This is a genomic window from Salinicoccus cyprini (assembly GCF_007713705.1).
In the GTDB taxonomy this organism is placed as follows: Bacteria; Bacillota; Bacilli; order Staphylococcales; family Salinicoccaceae; genus Salinicoccus; species Salinicoccus cyprini.
Genome location: NZ_VMSJ01000001.1, coordinates 852,686 through 871,926 on the forward strand (window position 1 = coordinate 852,686; position 19,241 = coordinate 871,926).

The window sequence follows — 19,241 nt, forward strand, 5'->3', positions numbered from 1 at the left end:
GAGGACAAGAGTTATGGAAAAAGTGCTGATGCCGAAGCTCGGTGAGAGTGTAACGGAAGGTACTATTGAAAAATGGCTGGTCCAGCCAGGAGATGTTGTTGAGGAATACGATCCCATATGCGAAGTGATCACCGATAAGGTGACGGCTGAAGTACCTTCAGTCTTCAATGGCACCATCAAGGAACTGCTCGTCGACGAAGGGGAGACTGTTGAAGTCGGCACACCAATCTGCATGATGGAAACGGAAGACACGGGCGAAGCTGCCCAGACAGATGAGCCTGTAGCAGAAGACGAAGCAGAAAAGCAGGAAGAGGTGCCGGCTGAAAAAGAACCAGCTCCACAGAAATCGAACGCCGGCAAAAGTACAGGCCGCATTTCACCTGTCGTCATGCGTCTTGCTGAAGAGAATGGCATCGACCTGTCGACGGTATCCGGATCCGGTTTCGAAGGCAGAATAACGAAGAAGGATATTCTGCAGACGATTGAAAACGGGCCATCGGCACAGAAAGAAGAACAGACCAATCATTCGATGCCAGCAGAACCAGCGAAGACAGAACAATCCACATCGACACCAGCTCCGGACACTCAGGAAGCAGTCGTTGCTGGAGAAGAGATTCCTGTCAAAGGCGTCAGAAAAGCCATCGCCGACCGCATGGTGCAGTCCAGTCTGGAGATTCCACATGCCTGGCTGATGATGGAAGTGGACGCGACGAACCTTGTCAACGTCAGAAACAGCCACAAATCGGATTTCAAGAAACAGGAAGGATACAACCTCACCTTCTTCAGCTTCTTTGTCAAAGCGGTCGCTGAGACATTGAAGGAATACCCGATGCTGAACAGCTCCTGGCAGGGGGACAGGATCATCGTCAATAAGGATATCAACATCTCCATTGCGGTGGCCGGTGACGATAAACTGTATGTTCCGGTAATCCGCAATGCCGATGAACTTTCCATCAAAGGCATCGCCAGACAAGTCAGTGAACTCGCCGACCTCGGTCGCAGACATAAGCTGACCAGTGCCCATATGGCAGGCGGCACATTCACTGTCAACAACACTGGGGCATTCGGTTCCGTGCAGTCGATGGGGATCATCAACCAGCCGCAGGCAGCCATACTGCAGGTGGAATCCATCGTCAAAAAACCGGTCATCATCGATGACATGATCGCCGTCAGACATATGGTCAATCTATGCCTGTCCATCGATCATCGCATACTCGATGGTCTCATTGCAGGACAGTTCCTGAAGTCGGTCAAAGAGAAAATTGAAGCCTATTCATTGGAGCACACTTCAATCTATTAGACTTTACAAAAATCTTTTCCCGCTATAAACTTAGGTGGACAATAGCAAGTGGCAATGTGATGAACAGTTGCCGCCGAGAAGGAGTTTTTATAATGAATATGGATTTCAATATGTACATGAATGATATTGTCAGCCAGGCAAGAAGTGAAATCAGGGAAGCCGGCTACACGGAACTGACGACACCTGAAGCTGTGGATGAATATTTGAATAAAGAGGGAACCTCCCTTGTCATGATCAATTCGGTCTGTGGTTGTGCCGGCGGCATTGCCCGTCCTGCTGCCAAGCATGCACTGAACTATGACAAGCTGCCCGATCAGCTACTGACGGTTTTTGCCGGCCAGGACAAGGAAGCGACTGAACACGTACGTGAAAAAGCAACGGACTTCCTGCCATCATCACCATCATTTGCTCTATTCAAAGATGGCAAAATTGTCGATATGATCGAGAGGCACGAAATTGAAGGTCACGAGACAATGAGTGTCATTACGAATCTGCAGGCATGGTTCGAGGAGCACGGCAAGGAAATCTAGGAAAAGAAAAAGAGGTCCCGAGGGACCTCTTTAATTTGATTACATCGTTGTCAGCATGCTGACGCCGAACAATACTCCTGAAATGACAATCAGAAATATCATAAACCAGATTACTGCCTTTTGAAATTTTCTATTGTTCATGAAATCATCCTTAAATTATTACTCTTTACATTATAATATACGTCAAAGTGACAATCAACTCAACAACTGGAGGAAATGACCAATGAATCAGGACAGACTTGTCAATCAATTTATGGAAATGGTTAAAATAGATTCCGAAACCGGCTATGAAAGGGACATGGCAGACTACCTCCTTGCAACATTCAAAGAAATGGGCATTGAAGCAAAAGAGGACGATACACAGGAAAAGACCGGCTATGGCGCAGGGAATATACTTGTAAGACTTGAAGGGGATGCTGCCAAGGCACCTGTCTATTTTACCGTCCACATGGATACCGTAGCACCTGGAAAGGGCGTCAGGCCATCCGTTGAAGGAGACTACATCGTCAGCGACGGAACAACCATTCTCGGCGCCGATGACAAGGCCGGCATTGCTGCACTGATAGAGGCTATCCATACATTGAAGGAGTCCGGCATCACACACGGTGATGTGGAAATCGTCATCACTGTAGGAGAGGAGTCCGGACTGGTCGGAGCCAAGGCATTTGATGCCGGACAGCTCAAAAGCAGATTCGGCTATGCCATCGATTCTACCGGAAAGGTCGGCACAGTGGTCACTGCAGCACCGACACAGAGCAGGATTGAAGTGAATATCCATGGCAAGAAGGCTCATGCGGGTGTGGCACCGGAGACAGGTGTCAGCGCCATCAATATCGCAGCACGTGCCATCAGCCAGATGAAGCTCGGACGGATCGATGAAGAGACGACAGCCAACATCGGAAGATTCGAAGGCGGCACTGCAACGAATGTCGTAACAGACCACGTCCATCTGCTCGCTGAAGCCAGAAGCCTGGATAACGCCAAGATGGAAGCCCAGTCCAATCACATGAAGGAAACATTTGAAAATGTTGCCCGCGAGATGGGTGGGCGTGCAGATGTCGATGTCGAGGTCATGTATGCTGCCCTCAGTGCATCCAATGATTCCGAAGTCGTCCGTACTGCCGTCAGAGCGATTGAAAACATCGGCCGGAATGCGGACCTGATCAGCCTTGGCGGAGGCAGTGACGGTAATATCTTCGCAGGCGCGGGCATTGAAACGGCAATACTTGGACTCGGCTATGAAAATATCCATACAACAGAAGAGAAGATGCCGATTGAGGAACTTGCAAAGATTACAGAACTCATTGTTGAAATCATCAGAGTGCAGAATGACAAGGAGGTTGAAGCATGATATACGATATTGGAGTTATCGGACTCGGGGTGATGGGCACGAATATTGCCAAGAATATGTCGCGCAATGGCTTTGAGGTCATCACATTCGATTTTTATGATGACGTCAGGGAAAACCGTATGAATGAACTCAAGGAGGAGAATGTCGACATTGCCTCCTCGCTGGAAGCCTTCATCAACAGTCTCAAAAAACCGAGAAACATCCTTCTTCTCGTCAAGGCTGGTGAAGTGACGGACATGACAATCGAACGGATCACCCCCTACCTTGAAGAAGGCGATACACTGATCGACGGTGGAAACGAGCAGTATGAGAATACACGCCGCCGCAACAAGACACTGACCGAGAAAGGTGTCAATTTCATCGGCATGGGTGTCAGTGGCGGTGAAGAGGGTGCCTTGAATGGGCCTTCACTCATGCCCGGCGGTCAGCGGGAAGCCTACGATAATGTCAGCGATATCCTGGAGAAGATCGCCGCCAAAGCGGATGATGGCAAACCATGCGTCACCTATATCGGCAGTGATGGCAGCGGCCACTACGTAAAAATGATCCATAACGGTATTGAATACGCCGATATGGAGCTGATTGCAGAGAGCTACTATTTCATGAAGCACGGTCTTGATATGTCGAACGATGAAATGAGCAAAGTGTTTGATGAATGGAACAAAGGCGATCTGAACAGCTATCTGATTGAAATCACCGCGCGCATTCTCGAGTTCAAAAATGAGGATGGCAACTATGTGCTTGATCTGATACTTGATAAGGCCGGGCAGAAGGGGACAGGCAAGTGGACAGGCATCGAAGGTCTGAAACTCGGCATCCCTCTATCCCTGATTACGGACAGTGTCTTCGTAAGATGTCTCTCAAGCCTCGTTGAAGAGCGCAGACTTGTCAGCGAAGCCTACAACAGCCCGATGAAATCCATTTCAGCAGATGACAAGGCAACGATTCTTGAAGACTTGAAAAATGCACTCTACATCAGCAAGCTGATGTGCTATTCCCAAGGTTTCAGACTGCTCAGGGAAGCAAGTGAAATCTATGACTGGAATTTGAAACTTGGAGAAATTTCCATGATCTGGAGGAAAGGCTGCATCATCCGAGCCCAGTTCCTTGAAGAGATCAACAGAGCATACGAGAATGCACCGGATCAGAGCAATCTGCTGCTCGACGACTACTTCAGGAACGTTGTGCAGTCGAATCACCCGAGTCTGAGAAAGATCGGCATTCTTGCCATTGAAAATGAAATACCGATGCCTGCATTCCTGAGTGCACTATCCTATTTCGACAGCATGAAGCAGGAGAGGGTTTCAAGCAATATGATCCAGGCTCAGAGAGACTACTTTGGTGCGCACACATATGAACGCATCGATCAGCCCGGCATCTTCCATACTGACTGGCAATAGAAAAAACTGCTCATCATTTCTGATGAGCAGTTTTTTCAGTTTTCTGCATAAAGTGCCTGCCATACCTGGACTCTTGATTCATCCGAAGTGAAGTCACGCTGGCTTTTGAGCACCTCGATGGAGAAGTTGCAGTTGAGGTCCCTCGATTCTTTGAGGTGCCATCTGCGAAATATATACTGGTATATTTCCTGTGCTGTTACGGACGGGATACCTTGTGATTCGAAGATGACGAATTCGCTTGATTCCGTGTACGTCTCCTGAAAAGGGGATTCCAGAGATGAGGCCACACCAATCGTCAGTTCCATGTCGCCATCTATATACCGTTCGTGCATGATGATGCCCTTTGTGCTGCCGTTGTTATATCTCAGCAGTTCATCAAGAATATTATTTCTTTCAAGATAGGCAAGAAATTCATATTTCATTCTGCTGTCATAGTCCTGAAGCGAAAAGGTCCGGACAGCACCTGTAATTCTGAAGCTTTCAATACGTGCATATCTGGAGGGGTACTTGGGCCGGTCGACAGGGACCACTTCAAACGAAATGCGCTCGGTCAGATCCAGTGCATCCATCTGCCGCTCGGTTTCATAAGGCGAAATGCCGAACGCTTTCTGATAGGCCCGCTTGAAGGCATCGACATCGTAATAGCCGTAGTACTTGGCAATATCGATCAGTCTTCTATGGCCGGCCTTCAGTTCGTAGGCTATTTCGGTCATTCTCCGCTTCACCTGATACTCATAGGGTGTCATGCCTACAAGGGAGGTGAAAATCGTAATGAATGATTTCGGTTCAACTCCCATATCATCGAGTACTCCATCGTAGTCGATATTGTCACGGATATGATCTTCAATATAGATGATGAATTTTTCAATAAAATTTACAGTTTCCATCAAATACCCACTTCTCTGATCATACGTCCCACCACTTGAAGCCGTCTTTCGACAGCAGCAGGCTGCTTTTGACGGGACCATTGGAGCCGGATCTGTAGTTCGGGAACGATGCAGGATCATTTTCCCACACTGCGTTTACCGGGTCGACGAACGACCATGCATTCATCAGTTCCTCATAGTGGGTGAAGTTTGTTGCATCACCATCCAGACAGTCGAATATCAAGTTTTCATAGGCATCGACAGTCCGGGCGAGATCTGTCGGATCAACCGAGTAGGAGAGTTTGATCTCCTTGGTGTCCTGCTCACCGGCGTAATCCTTCACATTCAGGTGCAGCGTGATGCTTTCATTCGGCTGGATGCGGATGACCAGCAGGTTTTTGGCAAGACGATCATCGGACTCGTTCTGGTAGTACAGATTCATCGGCACTTCCTTGAATTCGACAACAATTTTGGTTTCTTTATTCTTCATGCGCTTTCCTGTGCGGACATAGAAAGGGACGCCAGCCCATCTGAAATTATCGATGAACAGCCTGGCTGCGATGAAGGTCGGTGTGTTCGAGCTCTCACTGACGTTCTCTTCCTCCCTATAGCTTTTGACATATTCACCATCGGCTGTGCCTTCATCATACTGTCCGCGTACAAAATACTTTCTGACATCCTCTGCTTCGACTTTTCTCAGGCTTTTCAGCACCTTGATCTTCTCTTCGCGGATGTCGTTGCTGTTAAGGCTGACGGGCGGCTCCATCCCGAGCAGGGAAACGACCTGCAGCATATGGTTCTGGAACATGTCACGTACTGCACCGCTTCTTTCGTAGTATTCCGCACGATCGAGCACGCCGAGTGATTCGGAGGAGGTGATCTGGACATTCGATATATAATGATTGTTCCAAAGCGGCTCGAACAGACTGTTGCTGAAACGGATCACTTCTATATTCTGGACCATCTCCTTGCCAAGGTAATGGTCGATCCGATAGATCTCGTGTTCCTGGAATGATTTGGATATTTCTTCATTGAGCTTGTAGGCACTGTCATAATCCTTGCCGAATGGTTTCTCGATAATCAGCTTTTTGGAGCCTTTAGTTTCGGTGATGCCTGATATTCTCAGATTGTCGGTAATATCTGTAAAGTACTGTGGTGGCATGGCCAGGTAGAAAAGTCTGTTGCCGCCTGTATCAAGCGTACGCTCAATATCCTCGAACTTATTCTTCAGTGATGAATAGGTATCACTTTCCGTTATGGACAGTCTCACGTAATGGACGTGCGTAAGAAACAAATCCAGACCTTCCAAAGTTTCAAGCTTGCCATTTTCACTGATGGCGTTTCTGGCGATTTCCCTGAAATCATCATCGGTGATATCGCGTCTTCCGACAGCAATCAGTGCAAAATCATCTTTAAGAGAGCCTTCCTGGAACAGGTGAAAGATGGAAGGCAGGAGTTTTCTTCTTGATAGGTCACCGGTCGCACCAAACAGGGCGATTGACACTTTAAATGGGTGTGTAGTCATATCCAACAAGTCCTTTAGTCAAAATTTTTCTTTTATCATTATTCCACTGTATTCCTAAAAATACAACTCATTGATATGATATACTGAATCAACATTTAAAAACAGGTGATAGAATGAAATTCAAAGTCCTAGGTTCTGGTGCAGGCATACCTTCCAGAACAAGAAATACACAGAGTTTCGTGCTGGATGTCGTCGAGGAGATCAACCAGTATTTTCTGATTGATGCTTCGGAAGCACTGCAGCATAGAATACTCGACACGACAATCCGTCCATCAAAGATCAGGCACATCTTCATTACCCATCTTCATGGAGATCATATATTCGGCCTGCCCGGATTCCTCTCCTCCCGTGCACATCAGGGCGGAGAAGGCATCCCCCTCGTTGTCCATGGACCGAAAGGACTCGAGGAATGGGTGGAAGCGACATTCCGTACGAGCAGTTCACATCTCAACTATCCGATCCAGTTCAATGAAGTCGGCCATGGTGATGCATTTGATGTGGAAGGCTTCACAGTAACAGTACGGCTGCTTGATCATGCCATAGACAGTTTCCTGTATGTATTCGAGGAACCGGATAAGCCAGGGGCACTGAAAAGCGAAAAACTGCGCGATATCGGCATCAGACCCGGCCCTGTCTACAAGGAGATCAAAAGTTCGGATACTTTCGAGCATGAAGGCATCATCTATGAAACTGCCGATTTTCTGAATGCTCCATCAGATGGCCGGAAGATTGCAGTCCATGGAGATACACGGGTGATCCGCGACAAGGAGTACCTGGCCCTGCTGGACGGCGCCGACCTTATTGTCCATGAGGCCACATACCTTCACGGTGAACAGGAAAAAGCACACCTCTATTTCCATTCGGAAATAGACGATGTGCTTATGAACCTTTCACAGATATCCTACTGTCAGCTGCTGTTCAGTCATATCAGCAACCGCTATGATGCGGAGATGGTCCAGCAGGTCGAAGGACAGCTTGCGGAAAATATCAGGATTGCCCATGATTTCCTGGAAATTACCATCCCACGTGATTCGCGATGAAACTTGCTACGACCTTGCGGTACTTCTCGGGATTCCTGTTATAGCTCTCAACATGTCCGCCACGTTCAGGATACCAGGCCGCCTTTGGCGGCTTTTTCTTTTTGTACAGCTGGGTGGTCTGTGTGTAGGGGATGAACTTGTCAGGCTTTGAATGGATGAAGAGCACCGGCTGCCTGATCTGATCCACTACACGGATCGGAGAAACTTTGAATAGTGAAAATCTGCTTCTGATACGGAAGAATATATTTGTAAAGAACAGCACGAGCGGAGAACCGATCTTCGTGTACTGGCTGAATATATTCGTCAGCTCATCTCCGAAAGTGGAGAAGGAAGCGTCCGATATATAGAATTTCGCACGGTTGGATAGTTCACCGGCATAAAGCAGCATCGTTGCAGCCCCCATGGACTCACCATGGATGCCGACTTCGATATCCGGGCCATAGTGGTCGAAAAGGTAGTCCACAACAGTCTCGAGATCATACTTTTCATAGAAGCCGTATGTCGAGTGGACCCCCCCGGTGTTGCCGTGGCGTCTGGCATCGTAGATGACACAGTTGTACCCCATGTCAGTGAACATGTTCAAGTATTTGATCGAGCTGATCTTGTTTTCCGTGACGCCATGGCACAGCACCATCCATTTGTCCGTCTCATTCGGATGGACGAAGATGGCATTGATGCTGTAGTCGAACCTGGAAGGAATGAGGATATCATCCTGGGGCATGCTCTGGAAAACTTCCATGTTGAGCCGCTTGGCACGGGTCTCACGCCTTTTGATGACCTCCACATCCCTCAGCTTGAAGAACAGTATCTGGCTTGATGCATAGTAGCCGAGTGAGATGAACAGTACAATCAGTGAGCCGACCAGCGCAATTATCCATGCAGCAAATGATTTCATGCTCTATGCGCCTCGTATTTCATCAGTCTGACTGCACTCATGATACGGTCATGGTCCTCCTGTGACAGCTCGGGCATGCGGTTGTAGCTGTCGATGTTCGACTCGAGCTGGGAGAGGCTGCTGACACCATTGACGATGGCTGCATCATGGTGGCGCAGGAACGCGTAGGACAGCGCGGTCAGGTCGGAATGGACTTCGCGCAGGGCGCCGATCGTCCGCTTCAGCTCGTCATGCGAGTATTCCAGTACGCCATCCGCAAATTTATTTTCCAGCACCTTATCGGCATTGTCGCTGAGGAGCCCCTTCATTACAGGACCACGGGCCAGGATGCCCACGTCACTGTTCAGACCATCCAGTATTTCAAGGGGTCTGTTGTCGATCGGATTGAACTGCATCATCAGTGTCGCGATGCTGCTGTGCTTCATATAGTAGTCGATGACGTTCGGACGGATCGAGGAGATGCCGTAGCTTCTGATGAGGCCTTCCTGCTTCAGATCTTCAAATGCCCCGATTGTTTCGTCCTTGTTGTCCTCGATGGTCCCGCCATGCAGCTGGTAGAGGTCGATTGCTTCGACACCAAGCCTTGAGAGCGACTGCTTGATGGATTCTTTTATATGGGATGCCGAAGGGTTCCAGCCGATCTTCTCCTTGCGGGCTGCATCAAATTCATTTCCCGCTTTTGTACCGATGGTAAAGCTGTAGTCGCCCCGGAATTTCCCGAGCGCCTCACCGACAGCTTTTTCATTTTCACCGAACTGGTACAGATCCGCTGTGTCGAAATGGGTGATGCCCGCTTCGAGTGCACGTCCGATGATCCTTTCCATTTCATCACTGTCATGAAGTGGCAGATTCATGCATCCGAGTGAAAACTCGGACAGGCTGATATCATCTTTCAACTGAATATTTTTCATATATGTCATGCCTCCATTGATTAGTCATATAGAATTATACCAACCTCGGGCACGTTCTTGCATCAATTTGCTTGTCGGACCACTTCATAATCACTATATGATTGGGCTTTGCTATGTTAATATACTAACAGTAGGAACAAAAGTTCAGTTAAAGGAGCGGGCATATGAATACAGGGAATGATGACTATTCACACCTCAAGGAGGAGATCATCTCTTCCGAGAGGGTATTCGACGGCAAGGTGATCAAGGTCGACCATAGTACGGTACAACTGCCTGACGGCGGGAGCGCCAGCAGGGAAATCGTATACCACAGGGGTGCTGTATCACTCGTTGCAGTTGCAGGTGATGAGATGTATTTCGTCCGCCAGTACAGGGTGGCGACGGATGACTTCCTGCTTGAAATTCCGGCAGGCAAGATCGAAGTGGGGGAGGCGCCCGATGAGACAGCTGAAAAAGAGCTTAAGGAAGAGATCGGCGGCGTCGCGGAATCATTGCGGAAGATTCATGGCTTCTACGTCTCGCCAGGCTTCTCGAACGAGTACGTCCATCTGTATGAAGCGGATAATATGACGATCGACAAGCAGGCACTCGACGATGACGAGTTTCTGGACATCGTCAAGATCAGACTGTCGGAACTTCCTGCACAGCTTGATAATGGCGCCTTCCAGGACGCCAAAACAGTGATTGGTGTACAGTACGTCATCGCAAAGTATAATTTATAATGATTATAAATACCTTTTAATCATGCGCCAAATTAGTTATAATGTTTGTGATTATCAAACAAAGTAGGTGAACACGTGGAAAACAGGATTCAGAGAATCAAAGAAGCACTTCAGGAGGCCCAGTACAAGCTGACACCCCAGCGAGAGGTGACAGTCAAGGTCCTGCTCGAGAATGAACGTGACCATCTGAGTGCAGAAGACGTCTTTCTCAAAGTGAAGGACAAATATCCCGAAATCGGATTGGCTACGGTCTACCGCACACTCGAGCTGCTGAGTGAACTGAAGATTCTCGATAAAATCAACTTCGGCGATGGGGTCAGCCGCTATGATCTCAGAAAAGAAGGCGCCAAACATTTCCACCATCACCTTGTATGCATGGAATGCGGAGCAGTAGAGGAGATTGAAGAAGACCTGCTGGAAGATGTAGAGAAGATTGTAGAAAAGGAATATAACTTCAAGGTAATGGATCACCGTCTTACTTTTCATGGCATATGCGGCGACTGCCAGAGCAAGAAGGACTAGGTCATGAAAATTGAAGATCATACAGAGGAATATCTCCTTTTTCTGAGTGTTGAAAAAGGCCTGAGCCAGTCATCCATCAGTTCCTACCGTCAGGATCTCATGCAGTATGCGGCTTTTCTTTTGGAAAAAGGAATTGCCGATGCCTCCCTTATCGAAACGGAAATACTGATTGACTTCCTGAAGGATATGCGGGAGTCGGGCAAAAGTGCCAAGACCATTTCACGCATGCAGTCCACATTGAAGAACTTTCATCAGTTTCTGGTCAATGACAACATCGTGAATCATAACCCTGCGCTCAGACTCCATTCGATCAAAGAAGCCAAAACGCTGCCTGTATACTTGACGGTGGAGGAGATGGAGCGGCTGCTGTCCACTCCGGATGCTTCGACTGCCGGCGTGAGGGACAAGGCGATGATGGAACTGCTCTATGCTTCAGGGCTGCGCGTCAGTGAACTGATCGACATCAGGATTACGGACCTGAATGCTGAAATGGGCTTCATCCGCATCATGGGCAAAGGGAATAAGGAGCGGATTGTTCCCATCACGGACTATGTTGGGAGACTGCTCAGAGACTATATTTCAGAAGCACGGATGACGCTGCTCAAGGAAGACAGCACGGATGTCCTTTTCCTTACAAACCGGGGCAGGGGGTTCACACGGCAGGGGCTGTGGAAAACAATCAAGAAATACGAGCTGCAGAGCGGCATCGGCAAAAACATCACCCCGCACACATTCAGGCACTCATTCGCCACACACCTTGTGGAGAATGGCGCCGACCTCCGGGCGGTCCAGGAGATGCTTGGCCACTCGGATATCAGCACGACTCAGATCTATACTCAGATTTCTGCTGTCAAGATCAGAGAAATGTATAAAAAATTCCATCCAAGAAAGTAGGAGATTCATATGTTCAAAAGAATACATCTGATTGTGCTCGATTCAGTGGGTATCGGTGCACAGCATGACGCTGCCGACTTCGGCGATACTGGTGCGCATACACTGAAGCACACACTGGAGCACCATCCTGTAGCGCTGCCGAATCTTGAGCGCTTCGGACTCGGCTGCATCGACGCGCTGCCGGGTGTCGGATGTCCTGACCAGCCGGAAGCCTTCTACAGCAAGATGAGTGAAATTTCACAGGGCAAGGATACGATGACCGGCCACTGGGAAATTGCCGGACTGAACATCAAAAAGCCATTCAAGGTCTATCCCGACGGCTTCCCGGAAGCACTGCTCGATAGGATCCGTGAAGCGACCGGCCGCAATATCGTCGGCAACAAGCCGGCAAGCGGTACGGAAATCATCAAGGAGTATGGTGAGCATCAGATGAAGACGGGCGATCTGATCGTCTATACATCGAATGACCCTGTGCTCCAGATTGCAGCACACGAAGACATCATCCCTCTGGATGAACTCTATACAATATGCGAAAAGGTCCGTGCAATGACGACGGATCCGGACTTCCTCGTCGGTCGTGTCATCGCAAGACCATATGTCGGGGAGTCGAAAGAGACTTTCGAACGGACGGAAAACAGGCACGACTATGCGCTTGAACCATTCGGAACGACGGTGCTGAATGCACTTCAGGATAATGGCAACGATGTCATCGCCATCGGCAAGATTGATGATATCTTCACAGGATCCGGTGTGACGGATGCTGTACGGACGAAAAATAACAGCGACGGAGTAGACAAGCTTCTTCAGGTGATGGACCGGGAATTTACCGGACTGTCATTCCTGAACCTGGTCGATTTTGATGCGCTGTACGGCCACAGAAGAAACCCGGAAGGCTACAGCGATGCACTGAAAGCATTCGATGACCGTCTGCCCGAGATAGAATCGAAGCTCGCTGAAGATGATCTGCTGATCATTACAGCAGACCACGGCAATGATCCGACATTCGAAGGTACCGACCACACGCGCGAATCTGTACCGCTTCTGATCAGAAGCGGCGGCAGTTCAAATTACGGACCACTCAGGGATTCGGATACATTCAGCGACATCGCGGCAACCATTGCTGATAATTTCAAAATTGAATATGATACACATGGCGAAAGCCTGCTCAGGGACATTACATGAAGAACAGATATTTCACCTTCATTCTGATTGCTGTTCTTGCCATCGTCTGGGGCTTCGCATACTGGATCATTTTTCTATAGAAAACATCATCTCTGATGTTTTCTTTTTTTGATGGCCGCCTCCCGCTCCCGGATGACATCGGATCTGTCTCTCAGACGGTGCTTGTGGACAATTGCCTCATCGGATACAAAACGGTATTCCAAATCTTTTCTGAATGCCTCGTAAGTCATGCCACCGGCATACTCCTGATGCAATGCCCGCCACATCCGGTCGGTCAGCGGGAACGGCATGGGGGTGAATGCAGCATCGGGCATCCGGGCCAGCCGCCTGTGCATCAAGCCGATCAGGTCATCCGTCACCCCGAGTGACGCCAGGTCGTAGTCGTTTTCACGATATAGTCTGAGTGCACGTCCGTAGGATTTCACAGCGCCGGTGATGTTTTGCCGGCGGTAATGGTATTCTCCCGTTGCGAGCAGGATGAGAAAGACTTCAGCATCCTTTTTTGTGAACATGGGCTTTGATTTCCATGCTTCCTCCATGATTTCATGGCATTCGAAGTAATCTTGCTTTATAATGAGTTCGTTATAGAAATCCATGAGATGTAGCAGTTGCATACGATCGTCTCCTGATATTGAGGTAATTGGAATGAATGGTTATAAAGTACAGCTTGATGTGTTCGAGGGTCCACTGGATCTGCTCCTGCACCTGATAAAAGAACTTGAGATTGATATTTATGATATCCCGATGAAGACTCTTACCCGTCAGTATATGGAATATATTGATGAAATGAAAGAGCTTGAAATCAATGTGGCAAGCGAGTATCTGGTCATGGCAAGTGAGCTTTTGAAAATCAAGAGCCGCATGCTGCTCCCGGAACCTTCCCATATGGAGGAGGAATATGAAGACCCGCGGGAGTCGCTGATGGAGCAGCTGATCGAATACCAGAACTATAAGCAGTATGCCGAACAGCTGGCCGAGATGAAGATGGAAAACGAAAAACTGTATATCAAAGCACCGCATGAATTCGAGGAGGCGGATACGGACAATACACCACTCGACATTTCCCTTGCCGATCTTGTCGCCGCCTATCAGAAGGTGCGTGCGCGGGTCGCCGTCGATCGCCCGAAAAATATAACCATCAAGAGAGAGCCGGTGTCCCGGGAAGCAGCCGAAACGTTCCTGCGCAGCCGGTTTGCACAGAAGCAGGTGTTGAAGATCGACGAACTGTTCACTTTTACGGAGTCGAGACAGAAGATCGTTGCCGTCTTCATCGTAGTTCTGGAGTACATCAAAGACAGGCAGCTGGCAATACGCACAGATGCCGAAAATGATTTTGAGATTGAAAGGCTGTATGATTAATGGATAAGATCGATATTATAGAAGGGCTTTTGTATATAGCAGGAGATGTAGGGCTCTCGGAAGAGCAGCTCATCATGCATGTCCCGATTACAAAAACCCAGCTCGAAAGTACTTTGGAAAAATATGAAAAGTCCAACTTCACCATCCAGAAGCACGGTGGGAAGTACTTTTTGAAAACAACACAAGGCATGGAGAAGTACATCCAGAGGATCCTCGATGATAGGCCAAGCCAAAAGCTCTCCCAGGCCTCACTCGAGGTGCTGTCGATCATCGCCTATAACCAGCCTGTATCCCGGGGGGATATCGAGGCATTGCGCGGCGTGGCTTCTGATGGGCCGGTGTCCACACTGCTCGGCAAAGGGCTGATCACCAAAAAGAATATGAATGAGGAAAGAGCTGTACACTTTGCAACGACAGACTACTTTCTGCAGCTGTTCGGACTTGCCGGTCTGGACGAGCTGCCATCGCAGAAGGAAATGATGGAACAGGAAGAAATGGATCTATTTTTTGAAAGCATGGAGGAGGAATATTAATATGGAAGAAATACGTCTACAGAAAGCAATTGCAAATAGTGGGGTGGCATCAAGAAGAAAAGCGGAAGTCATGATCACCGAAGGCCGCGTAAAGGTCAATGGCAAGACAGTCACGGAACTGGGTACGAAAGTCAAAGAGACGGACAGGGTCGAAGTGGATGGCATACCGCTCAGCCAGGAGGAGAAGGTGCATATCCTGTACTACAAGCCTACGGGTGAGATTTCGGCTGCTGAAGATGATAGGAGCCGTCGCACGGTAGTGGACGCGTTCGAACAGATGGACGTGCGCCTGTATCCTGTCGGCCGTCTCGACTATGATACTTCAGGCATACTACTCATGACGAATGATGGGGAATTCACCCAGTACATGACCCACCCGAAATACGAGATGAGCAAGACATACCGTGTCAAGATCGATGGCATACTGAAGCGTGAGGAACAAAAGCAGATGCGCAAGGGCATTCCTCTCGAGGATGGCATGACGGCTCCCGCCGGCCTGAAAGTGATCCGCGACAAGAATGATCGCCAGATGATTCTTGAATTGACCATCCATGAAGGGCGCAACCGCCAGGTCAGAAGAATGTTCGAATACTTCGGTCTCAGAGTCGTCAAACTGACGAGAATCAGCTACGACTTCCTGAACCTCAATGGACTGGCTGAAGGCGAGTACAGATTCCTGAAACCGCATGAAGTGAAGAAGTTGATTGCGAATGCCAAGGCGGAATAGCCGTATCCAATTGTCATAATACTGTCATACAGGGCATTTTTATTAGATGCTATAATGTTAGACATGAATAAATGTACAGGTAGGTGAAAAATATGAAGGGACGTACTCGTAATATTCTTAGAGTGAGCATCATCACCACCATTGCGCTGCTCATAGGAATTACAGTGTGGTTCAACCTGACTTCAGGCACCAAAGCTGTCGAAGTGGGGGATGAAGCGGTGGACTTCAGACTGACGACTCTGGACGGCGAAGAAGTCCAGCTGTCCGAACTGACTGAGGATAAGGGCGTCATTCTGAACTTCTGGGGCACATGGTGCAAGCCATGCCGTGAAGAAATGCCCGATATGAACGCAGTATACCTGGAAGGCCACGAGGATTATGAAATTGTCGCCGTCAACGTTGCAGAAAATGCACAGCAGATCGAGCAGTTCATTTCCGGACTTGATGCAGACCTCGAATTCCCGATTGCAATGGACCAGTCGAGAAGCGTAACCGAAGCCTACAACATCGGACCGCTGCCGACCACCATCGCTGTCAGCAAGGAAGGCATCGTCGTCAAAAAGCAGGAATATCAGCTCACTCCCGAGGATATTTCATTATTTATCAGTGAAGCCACAGAATAGGATGAATGAGCAATGCAACCAAATGAAATAAAATGTGAATCGTGTGGTCATGTCAATCCACCGGGCACCCAGCTGTGCCAGTCCTGTGGCAAGATGATCAACAGCGATTATGACAAGGATAAAATAAAGGACCTGATGCGGTATGATGGCAGTGCTGTCAGATCAAAGGTCAGATCAAAAAGCATCTTCGACAAGATCTGGATATTTTTCACTTCCGTCAAAGTCGGCGTGTCGATCATACTGGCCATTGCAGTGGCTGCAGCAATCGGAACCATCTTCCCTCAGGAGTACTTCATCCCGATCGGTGTGGACGCAGCAGAATACTACCAGGAGAACTACGGAAGCCTCGGCTATCTGTACTATTCCCTGGGTTTCCATAACCTCTACTCTTCGTGGTGGTTCCTCATACTGAATGGCCTGCTTGCGCTCTCCATCATTGCAGCAAGCATAGACCGGGGCGTACCGCTTTTCAAATCCCTTCATAAGCAGCGTGTCAAGAAGCACGACAGCTTCTTCAGAAGACAGAGGCTCTACCTTGCAGAAGATGGGCAGCCGGATACCGATGCACTTGTCGGGGCATTCAGCAAAAAGAGATACAAGGTCAAACAGGATGACGGCAACTTTCTTCTTGAGAAGGGCAGGCTGTCCCGCTACGGACCCTACATCAACCATACCGGTCTGATCATACTGCTCTTCGGCAGCATGCTGAGGTTCTTCCCGGGCATGTATGTGGATGAAATCGTCCACATCAATGAGGGCGAGACCGAAGAACTGCCTACGACAGATGGACAATACTACGTGAAGAACGAAGCATTTACACTCGATACCTACGATGAGAATGCCAATGAAGTATTCGACCAGGCACTGGACAGCAGCAACCAGGTCATCAGCAATTTCCAGACGGATATCACTTTCTATGAAAATAATAGTGCGGACATCGTCGGTGCGTCACCGGAGCTTGAAAAGGTGGATGACTACAGCATACGCGTCAACCATCCGTACCGCTTCGATGATTACGAGCTATACCAGTCGAGCTATGATAATTCCCAACTCAAATCCATGACTTTCAGACTTGAAGATGCCGACGGCAATACGGTGGGTGAGAACTTCACGGTCAATCTGGAGAACCCTGAGGAAAGCTTTGAAGTCAATGATGATATTTCTGTGAACATGCGGGCATACTCTCCGGATTTCCAGGAAATTGCCGAAAATGGTACATTGGTATCAGCAACCCCTGTTCCAAGGAATCCCGCTTTCGTATTTGAAGTGGCCGACGGCGGGGAAAGCGAACTCAGCCTGCTCCAGATCATGAACAGTACGGATATTACACAAGATAACGACTACAGCATCCGTTTCGTTTCTGCCGAGGAGCATATGGCCAGTGTACTGACACTGAAGAAGGATCTGACAATTCCTTTCATCGCTACAGGATTCGTCATTTTCCTGATCGGACTCTTTATCGGATCCTACGTCAACCACCGGAGAATCTGGATCAGATCTGAAGACGGCTTCATGCTGGCAGCACATACCAATAAGAACTACTTCGGTATGAAGAAGGAAATAAACGAAGTTCTTGAATCCAATGGACTCGGCAAAGTCGGGGATAAGCTGGATGATGAGGATAAAGACATAGACAAGGAGTAATAAAATGGCATCTCAACTCGTATCAATCAGCAGTACGCTGCTGTACGTCGCATTCATACTGTATCTTGTCGCAATGCTTCCATTGGCGACCAGTATAAAATCAAAATCAAACAAGCCTGCCAAAATAGGCGTGACAATGGTCATCATCGGATTCATCATGCAGATTTCCTATTTCATTCTCAGATGGATAGCACAGGGCCACGCACCAGTATCGAACATGTATGAATTCATCACCATGTTCGCCATCATGATCGTTGCCGGCTATCTGATCACATACTTCTATTTCAAAACAAACATTTTCGGATTGTTTGCACTGCCGATCTCCATGCTGCTCATGGCATACGGCAGCATGTTCTCAAGAGAAGTGGAGCCGCTGATTCCTGCGCTGCAGAGCAGCTGGCTTGCCATCCATGTCATTACGGTGACGCTTGCTTATGGTATACTGTCAATGAGTGCAGTTGCTGGTCTGATCTACCTGCTGAAGGCAGTTCCAGCGACTGAAAAATCTTGGCGGGCCCGTTTCCTGGAAGCCATCATGGCAGGTATCGTCACTGTCATCGTCTTCATTGGAACAACCATGATCATGGAGAATGTTGTAGGCTATCAGGATGATTTCCTTTATACTGACAAGCAGGGACAGAACCAGGTGGCAGAATACCATCTGCCGAGTCTGATCAACTTCGAAGGCGCAGTTGCGGTCGAGCATACCGGTGACAACAACTACGAGGAAGCACAGCACTTCCATACCGGCATCAACCTGCCGCCACTCATCGACTCCCAGAAGCTCAATACCGTCATCTGGTCGGTCATTCTCGGTGCAATCGTCTATGGCATCATCCGCCTCATACTGAGAAGGCGCATCATTGCAGTACTGAAGCCTTGGTCCAATAAAGCGGATCTCAACCTGATGGATGAAATCGGCTATCGTTCCGTCATCATCGGCTTCCCGATATTCGCACTCGGCGGCATATTCTTTGCTGCCATCTGGGCACAGATTGCCTGGAGCAGATTCTGGGGCTGGGATCCGAAGGAAACATGGGCATTCATCACATTCATGTTCTATACGATATTCCTGCACCTGCGCCTCAATAGAGGGTATGAAGGTGAAAAGTCCGCATGGCTCGCCATCATCGGCTTCCTGCTCATCCTTTTCAACCTGATCGCCATCAACCTGCTCGTTGCAGGCCTGCACTCCTACGCATAATATGAAAAGAGGG

The 19,241-nt window shown here is 48.7% G+C and carries 21 protein-coding genes; 15 read left to right on the forward strand and 6 right to left on the reverse strand.

Going from position 1 to position 19,241, the window contains the following annotated elements; translation table 11 throughout:
- The first annotated feature begins 13 nt into the window (after positions 1 to 13).
- Complete coding sequence (locus FO441_RS04245) at positions 14 to 1,300, forward strand: dihydrolipoamide acetyltransferase family protein (protein ID WP_145286223.1); 1,287 nt, start codon at positions 14 to 16, stop codon at positions 1,298 to 1,300.
- A gap of 92 nt (positions 1,301 to 1,392) precedes the next feature.
- Complete coding sequence (locus tag FO441_RS04250) at positions 1,393 to 1,830, forward strand: BrxA/BrxB family bacilliredoxin (protein WP_145286226.1); 438 nt, start codon at positions 1,393 to 1,395, stop codon at positions 1,828 to 1,830.
- Positions 1,831 to 1,869: 39 nt separating this feature from the next.
- On the opposite strand, the gene prli42 is transcribed toward FO441_RS04250, so the two are convergent.
- Complete coding sequence (prli42, locus tag FO441_RS12570) at positions 1,870 to 1,971, reverse strand: stressosome-associated protein Prli42 (RefSeq protein ID WP_186365461.1); 102 nt, start codon at positions 1,969 to 1,971, stop codon at positions 1,870 to 1,872.
- An 82-nt stretch (positions 1,972 to 2,053) separates the two neighbouring features.
- On the opposite strand from prli42, the gene FO441_RS04255 reads away from it, so the two are divergent.
- Positions 2,054 to 3,181 (forward strand): M20/M25/M40 family metallo-hydrolase, encoded by a 1,128-nt coding sequence (locus FO441_RS04255; protein ID WP_145286229.1) that lies wholly within the window; start codon positions 2,054 to 2,056, stop codon positions 3,179 to 3,181.
- Positions 3,178 to 4,581: an NADP-dependent phosphogluconate dehydrogenase gene (gene gndA, locus FO441_RS04260; RefSeq protein WP_145286231.1), complete on the forward strand. Its 1,404-nt coding sequence runs from the start codon at positions 3,178 to 3,180 to the stop codon at positions 4,579 to 4,581. The genes FO441_RS04255 and gndA overlap by 4 nt, the downstream gene beginning before the upstream one ends.
- A 35-nt stretch (positions 4,582 to 4,616) precedes the next feature.
- On the opposite strand, the gene FO441_RS04265 is transcribed toward gndA, so the two are convergent.
- Both FO441_RS04265 and zwf read right to left on the reverse strand, forming a co-directional pair.
- Complete coding sequence (locus FO441_RS04265; protein WP_145286234.1) at positions 4,617 to 5,468, reverse strand: helix-turn-helix domain-containing protein; 852 nt, start codon at positions 5,466 to 5,468, stop codon at positions 4,617 to 4,619.
- Between the two features lie 19 nt (positions 5,469 to 5,487).
- Complete coding sequence (gene zwf / locus FO441_RS04270) at positions 5,488 to 6,972, reverse strand: glucose-6-phosphate dehydrogenase (RefSeq protein WP_145287360.1); 1,485 nt, start codon at positions 6,970 to 6,972, stop codon at positions 5,488 to 5,490.
- A gap of 113 nt (positions 6,973 to 7,085) precedes the next feature.
- Between zwf and FO441_RS04275 the strand changes: the two genes are divergently transcribed.
- The gene (locus tag FO441_RS04275) at positions 7,086 to 8,012 is read left to right on the forward strand and encodes an MBL fold metallo-hydrolase (protein ID WP_145286237.1); all 927 of its coding nucleotides are present in this window, start codon (positions 7,086 to 7,088) and stop codon (positions 8,010 to 8,012) included.
- Here the strand turns inward: FO441_RS04275 and FO441_RS04280 are convergent.
- Both FO441_RS04280 and FO441_RS04285 read right to left on the reverse strand, forming a co-directional pair.
- On the reverse strand, positions 7,987 to 8,907 hold the full coding sequence (locus FO441_RS04280; RefSeq protein WP_145286239.1) for an alpha/beta hydrolase: 921 nt from the start codon (positions 8,905 to 8,907) through the stop codon (positions 7,987 to 7,989). The two genes, FO441_RS04275 and FO441_RS04280, sit on opposite strands and share 26 nt — an antisense overlap.
- Positions 8,904 to 9,818, reverse strand: a complete 915-nt coding sequence (locus FO441_RS04285; RefSeq protein WP_145286242.1) for an aldo/keto reductase — start codon at positions 9,816 to 9,818, stop codon at positions 8,904 to 8,906. The genes FO441_RS04280 and FO441_RS04285 overlap by 4 nt, the downstream gene beginning before the upstream one ends.
- A gap of 164 nt (positions 9,819 to 9,982) precedes the next feature.
- Here FO441_RS04285 and FO441_RS04290 point away from each other — a divergent pair, with 164 nt between their 5' ends.
- The 4 genes from FO441_RS04290 (at position 9,983) to deoB (ending at position 13,138) form a co-directional block, all read left to right on the forward strand.
- A complete protein-coding gene (locus tag FO441_RS04290; protein ID WP_145286245.1) occupies positions 9,983 to 10,540 on the forward strand; it encodes an NUDIX hydrolase in 558 nt (185 codons plus the stop codon).
- 75 nt (positions 10,541 to 10,615) lie between these two features.
- Positions 10,616 to 11,062 (forward strand): ferric iron uptake transcriptional regulator, encoded by a 447-nt coding sequence (fur, locus tag FO441_RS04295; RefSeq protein WP_145286247.1) that lies wholly within the window; start codon positions 10,616 to 10,618, stop codon positions 11,060 to 11,062.
- 9 nt (positions 11,063 to 11,071) lie between these two features.
- Complete coding sequence (gene xerD / locus FO441_RS04300) at positions 11,072 to 11,956, forward strand: site-specific tyrosine recombinase XerD (RefSeq protein WP_186365488.1); 885 nt, start codon at positions 11,072 to 11,074, stop codon at positions 11,954 to 11,956.
- Positions 11,957 to 11,965: 9 nt separating this feature from the next.
- On the forward strand, positions 11,966 to 13,138 hold the full coding sequence (deoB, locus tag FO441_RS04305; RefSeq protein ID WP_145286253.1) for a phosphopentomutase: 1,173 nt from the start codon (positions 11,966 to 11,968) through the stop codon (positions 13,136 to 13,138).
- Positions 13,139 to 13,224: 86 nt separating this feature from the next.
- On the opposite strand, the gene FO441_RS04310 is transcribed toward deoB, so the two are convergent.
- Positions 13,225 to 13,752: a DUF309 domain-containing protein gene (locus FO441_RS04310; RefSeq protein WP_145286255.1), complete on the reverse strand. Its 528-nt coding sequence runs from the start codon at positions 13,750 to 13,752 to the stop codon at positions 13,225 to 13,227.
- Between the two features lie 31 nt (positions 13,753 to 13,783).
- Between FO441_RS04310 and FO441_RS04315 the strand changes: the two genes are divergently transcribed.
- The 6 genes from FO441_RS04315 to ccsB all read left to right on the forward strand — a co-directional run bounded on the left by FO441_RS04315 (position 13,784) and on the right by ccsB (position 19,228).
- The gene (locus FO441_RS04315) at positions 13,784 to 14,497 is read left to right on the forward strand and encodes a segregation and condensation protein A (RefSeq protein WP_145286258.1); all 714 of its coding nucleotides are present in this window, start codon (positions 13,784 to 13,786) and stop codon (positions 14,495 to 14,497) included.
- Positions 14,497 to 15,030 carry an SMC-Scp complex subunit ScpB gene (gene scpB / locus FO441_RS04320; RefSeq protein ID WP_145286260.1) on the forward strand — a complete coding sequence of 178 codons (534 nt, stop codon included), beginning with the start codon at positions 14,497 to 14,499 and terminating at the stop codon, positions 15,028 to 15,030. Before FO441_RS04315 ends, scpB begins: the two co-directional genes overlap by 1 nt.
- Positions 15,026 to 15,757 (forward strand): pseudouridine synthase, encoded by a 732-nt coding sequence (locus tag FO441_RS04325; protein WP_281287281.1) that lies wholly within the window; start codon positions 15,026 to 15,028, stop codon positions 15,755 to 15,757. Before scpB ends, FO441_RS04325 begins: the two co-directional genes overlap by 5 nt.
- Positions 15,758 to 15,849: 92 nt before the next feature.
- Positions 15,850 to 16,380, forward strand: coding sequence for a redoxin domain-containing protein (locus FO441_RS04330; RefSeq protein ID WP_145286266.1), 531 nt, complete (start codon positions 15,850 to 15,852; stop codon positions 16,378 to 16,380).
- Between the two features lie 12 nt (positions 16,381 to 16,392).
- Complete coding sequence (locus tag FO441_RS04335) at positions 16,393 to 18,024, forward strand: cytochrome c biogenesis ResB family protein (RefSeq protein WP_145286269.1); 1,632 nt, start codon at positions 16,393 to 16,395, stop codon at positions 18,022 to 18,024.
- A gap of 4 nt (positions 18,025 to 18,028) precedes the next feature.
- Positions 18,029 to 19,228, forward strand: coding sequence for a c-type cytochrome biogenesis protein CcsB (gene ccsB, locus FO441_RS04340; RefSeq protein ID WP_145286273.1), 1,200 nt, complete (start codon positions 18,029 to 18,031; stop codon positions 19,226 to 19,228).
- Positions 19,229 to 19,241 lie beyond the last annotated feature (13 nt).

Excerpts from the sequence above, each read along its gene's own strand:
- FO441_RS04245 (WP_145286223.1), top strand. The coding sequence starts at position 14 with ATGGAAAAAGTGCTGATGCCGAAGCTCGGTGAGAGTGTAACGGAAGGT.
- FO441_RS04250 (WP_145286226.1), top strand. The coding sequence starts at position 1,393 with ATGAATATGGATTTCAATATGTACATGAATGATATTGTCAGCCAGGCA.
- prli42 (WP_186365461.1), bottom strand. The coding sequence starts at position 1,971 with ATGAACAATAGAAAATTTCAAAAGGCAGTAATCTGGTTTATGATATTT.
- FO441_RS04255 (WP_145286229.1), top strand. The coding sequence starts at position 2,054 with ATGAATCAGGACAGACTTGTCAATCAATTTATGGAAATGGTTAAAATA.
- gndA (WP_145286231.1), top strand. The coding sequence starts at position 3,178 with ATGATATACGATATTGGAGTTATCGGACTCGGGGTGATGGGCACGAAT.
- FO441_RS04265 (WP_145286234.1), bottom strand. The coding sequence starts at position 5,468 with ATGGAAACTGTAAATTTTATTGAAAAATTCATCATCTATATTGAAGAT.
- zwf (WP_145287360.1), bottom strand. The coding sequence starts at position 6,972 with ATGACTACACACCCATTTAAAGTGTCAATCGCCCTGTTTGGTGCGACC.
- FO441_RS04275 (WP_145286237.1), top strand. The coding sequence starts at position 7,086 with ATGAAATTCAAAGTCCTAGGTTCTGGTGCAGGCATACCTTCCAGAACA.
- FO441_RS04280 (WP_145286239.1), bottom strand. The coding sequence starts at position 8,907 with ATGAAATCATTTGCTGCATGGATAATTGCGCTGGTCGGCTCACTGATT.
- FO441_RS04285 (WP_145286242.1), bottom strand. The coding sequence starts at position 9,818 with ATGAAAAATATTCAGTTGAAAGATGATATCAGCCTGTCCGAGTTTTCA.
- FO441_RS04290 (WP_145286245.1), top strand. The coding sequence starts at position 9,983 with ATGAATACAGGGAATGATGACTATTCACACCTCAAGGAGGAGATCATC.
- deoB (WP_145286253.1), top strand. The coding sequence starts at position 11,966 with ATGTTCAAAAGAATACATCTGATTGTGCTCGATTCAGTGGGTATCGGT.
- FO441_RS04310 (WP_145286255.1), bottom strand. The coding sequence starts at position 13,752 with ATGCAACTGCTACATCTCATGGATTTCTATAACGAACTCATTATAAAG.
- FO441_RS04315 (WP_145286258.1), top strand. The coding sequence starts at position 13,784 with ATGAATGGTTATAAAGTACAGCTTGATGTGTTCGAGGGTCCACTGGAT.
- scpB (WP_145286260.1), top strand. The coding sequence starts at position 14,497 with ATGGATAAGATCGATATTATAGAAGGGCTTTTGTATATAGCAGGAGAT.
- FO441_RS04330 (WP_145286266.1), top strand. The coding sequence starts at position 15,850 with ATGAAGGGACGTACTCGTAATATTCTTAGAGTGAGCATCATCACCACC.
- FO441_RS04335 (WP_145286269.1), top strand. The coding sequence starts at position 16,393 with ATGCAACCAAATGAAATAAAATGTGAATCGTGTGGTCATGTCAATCCA.
- ccsB (WP_145286273.1), top strand. The coding sequence starts at position 18,029 with ATGGCATCTCAACTCGTATCAATCAGCAGTACGCTGCTGTACGTCGCA.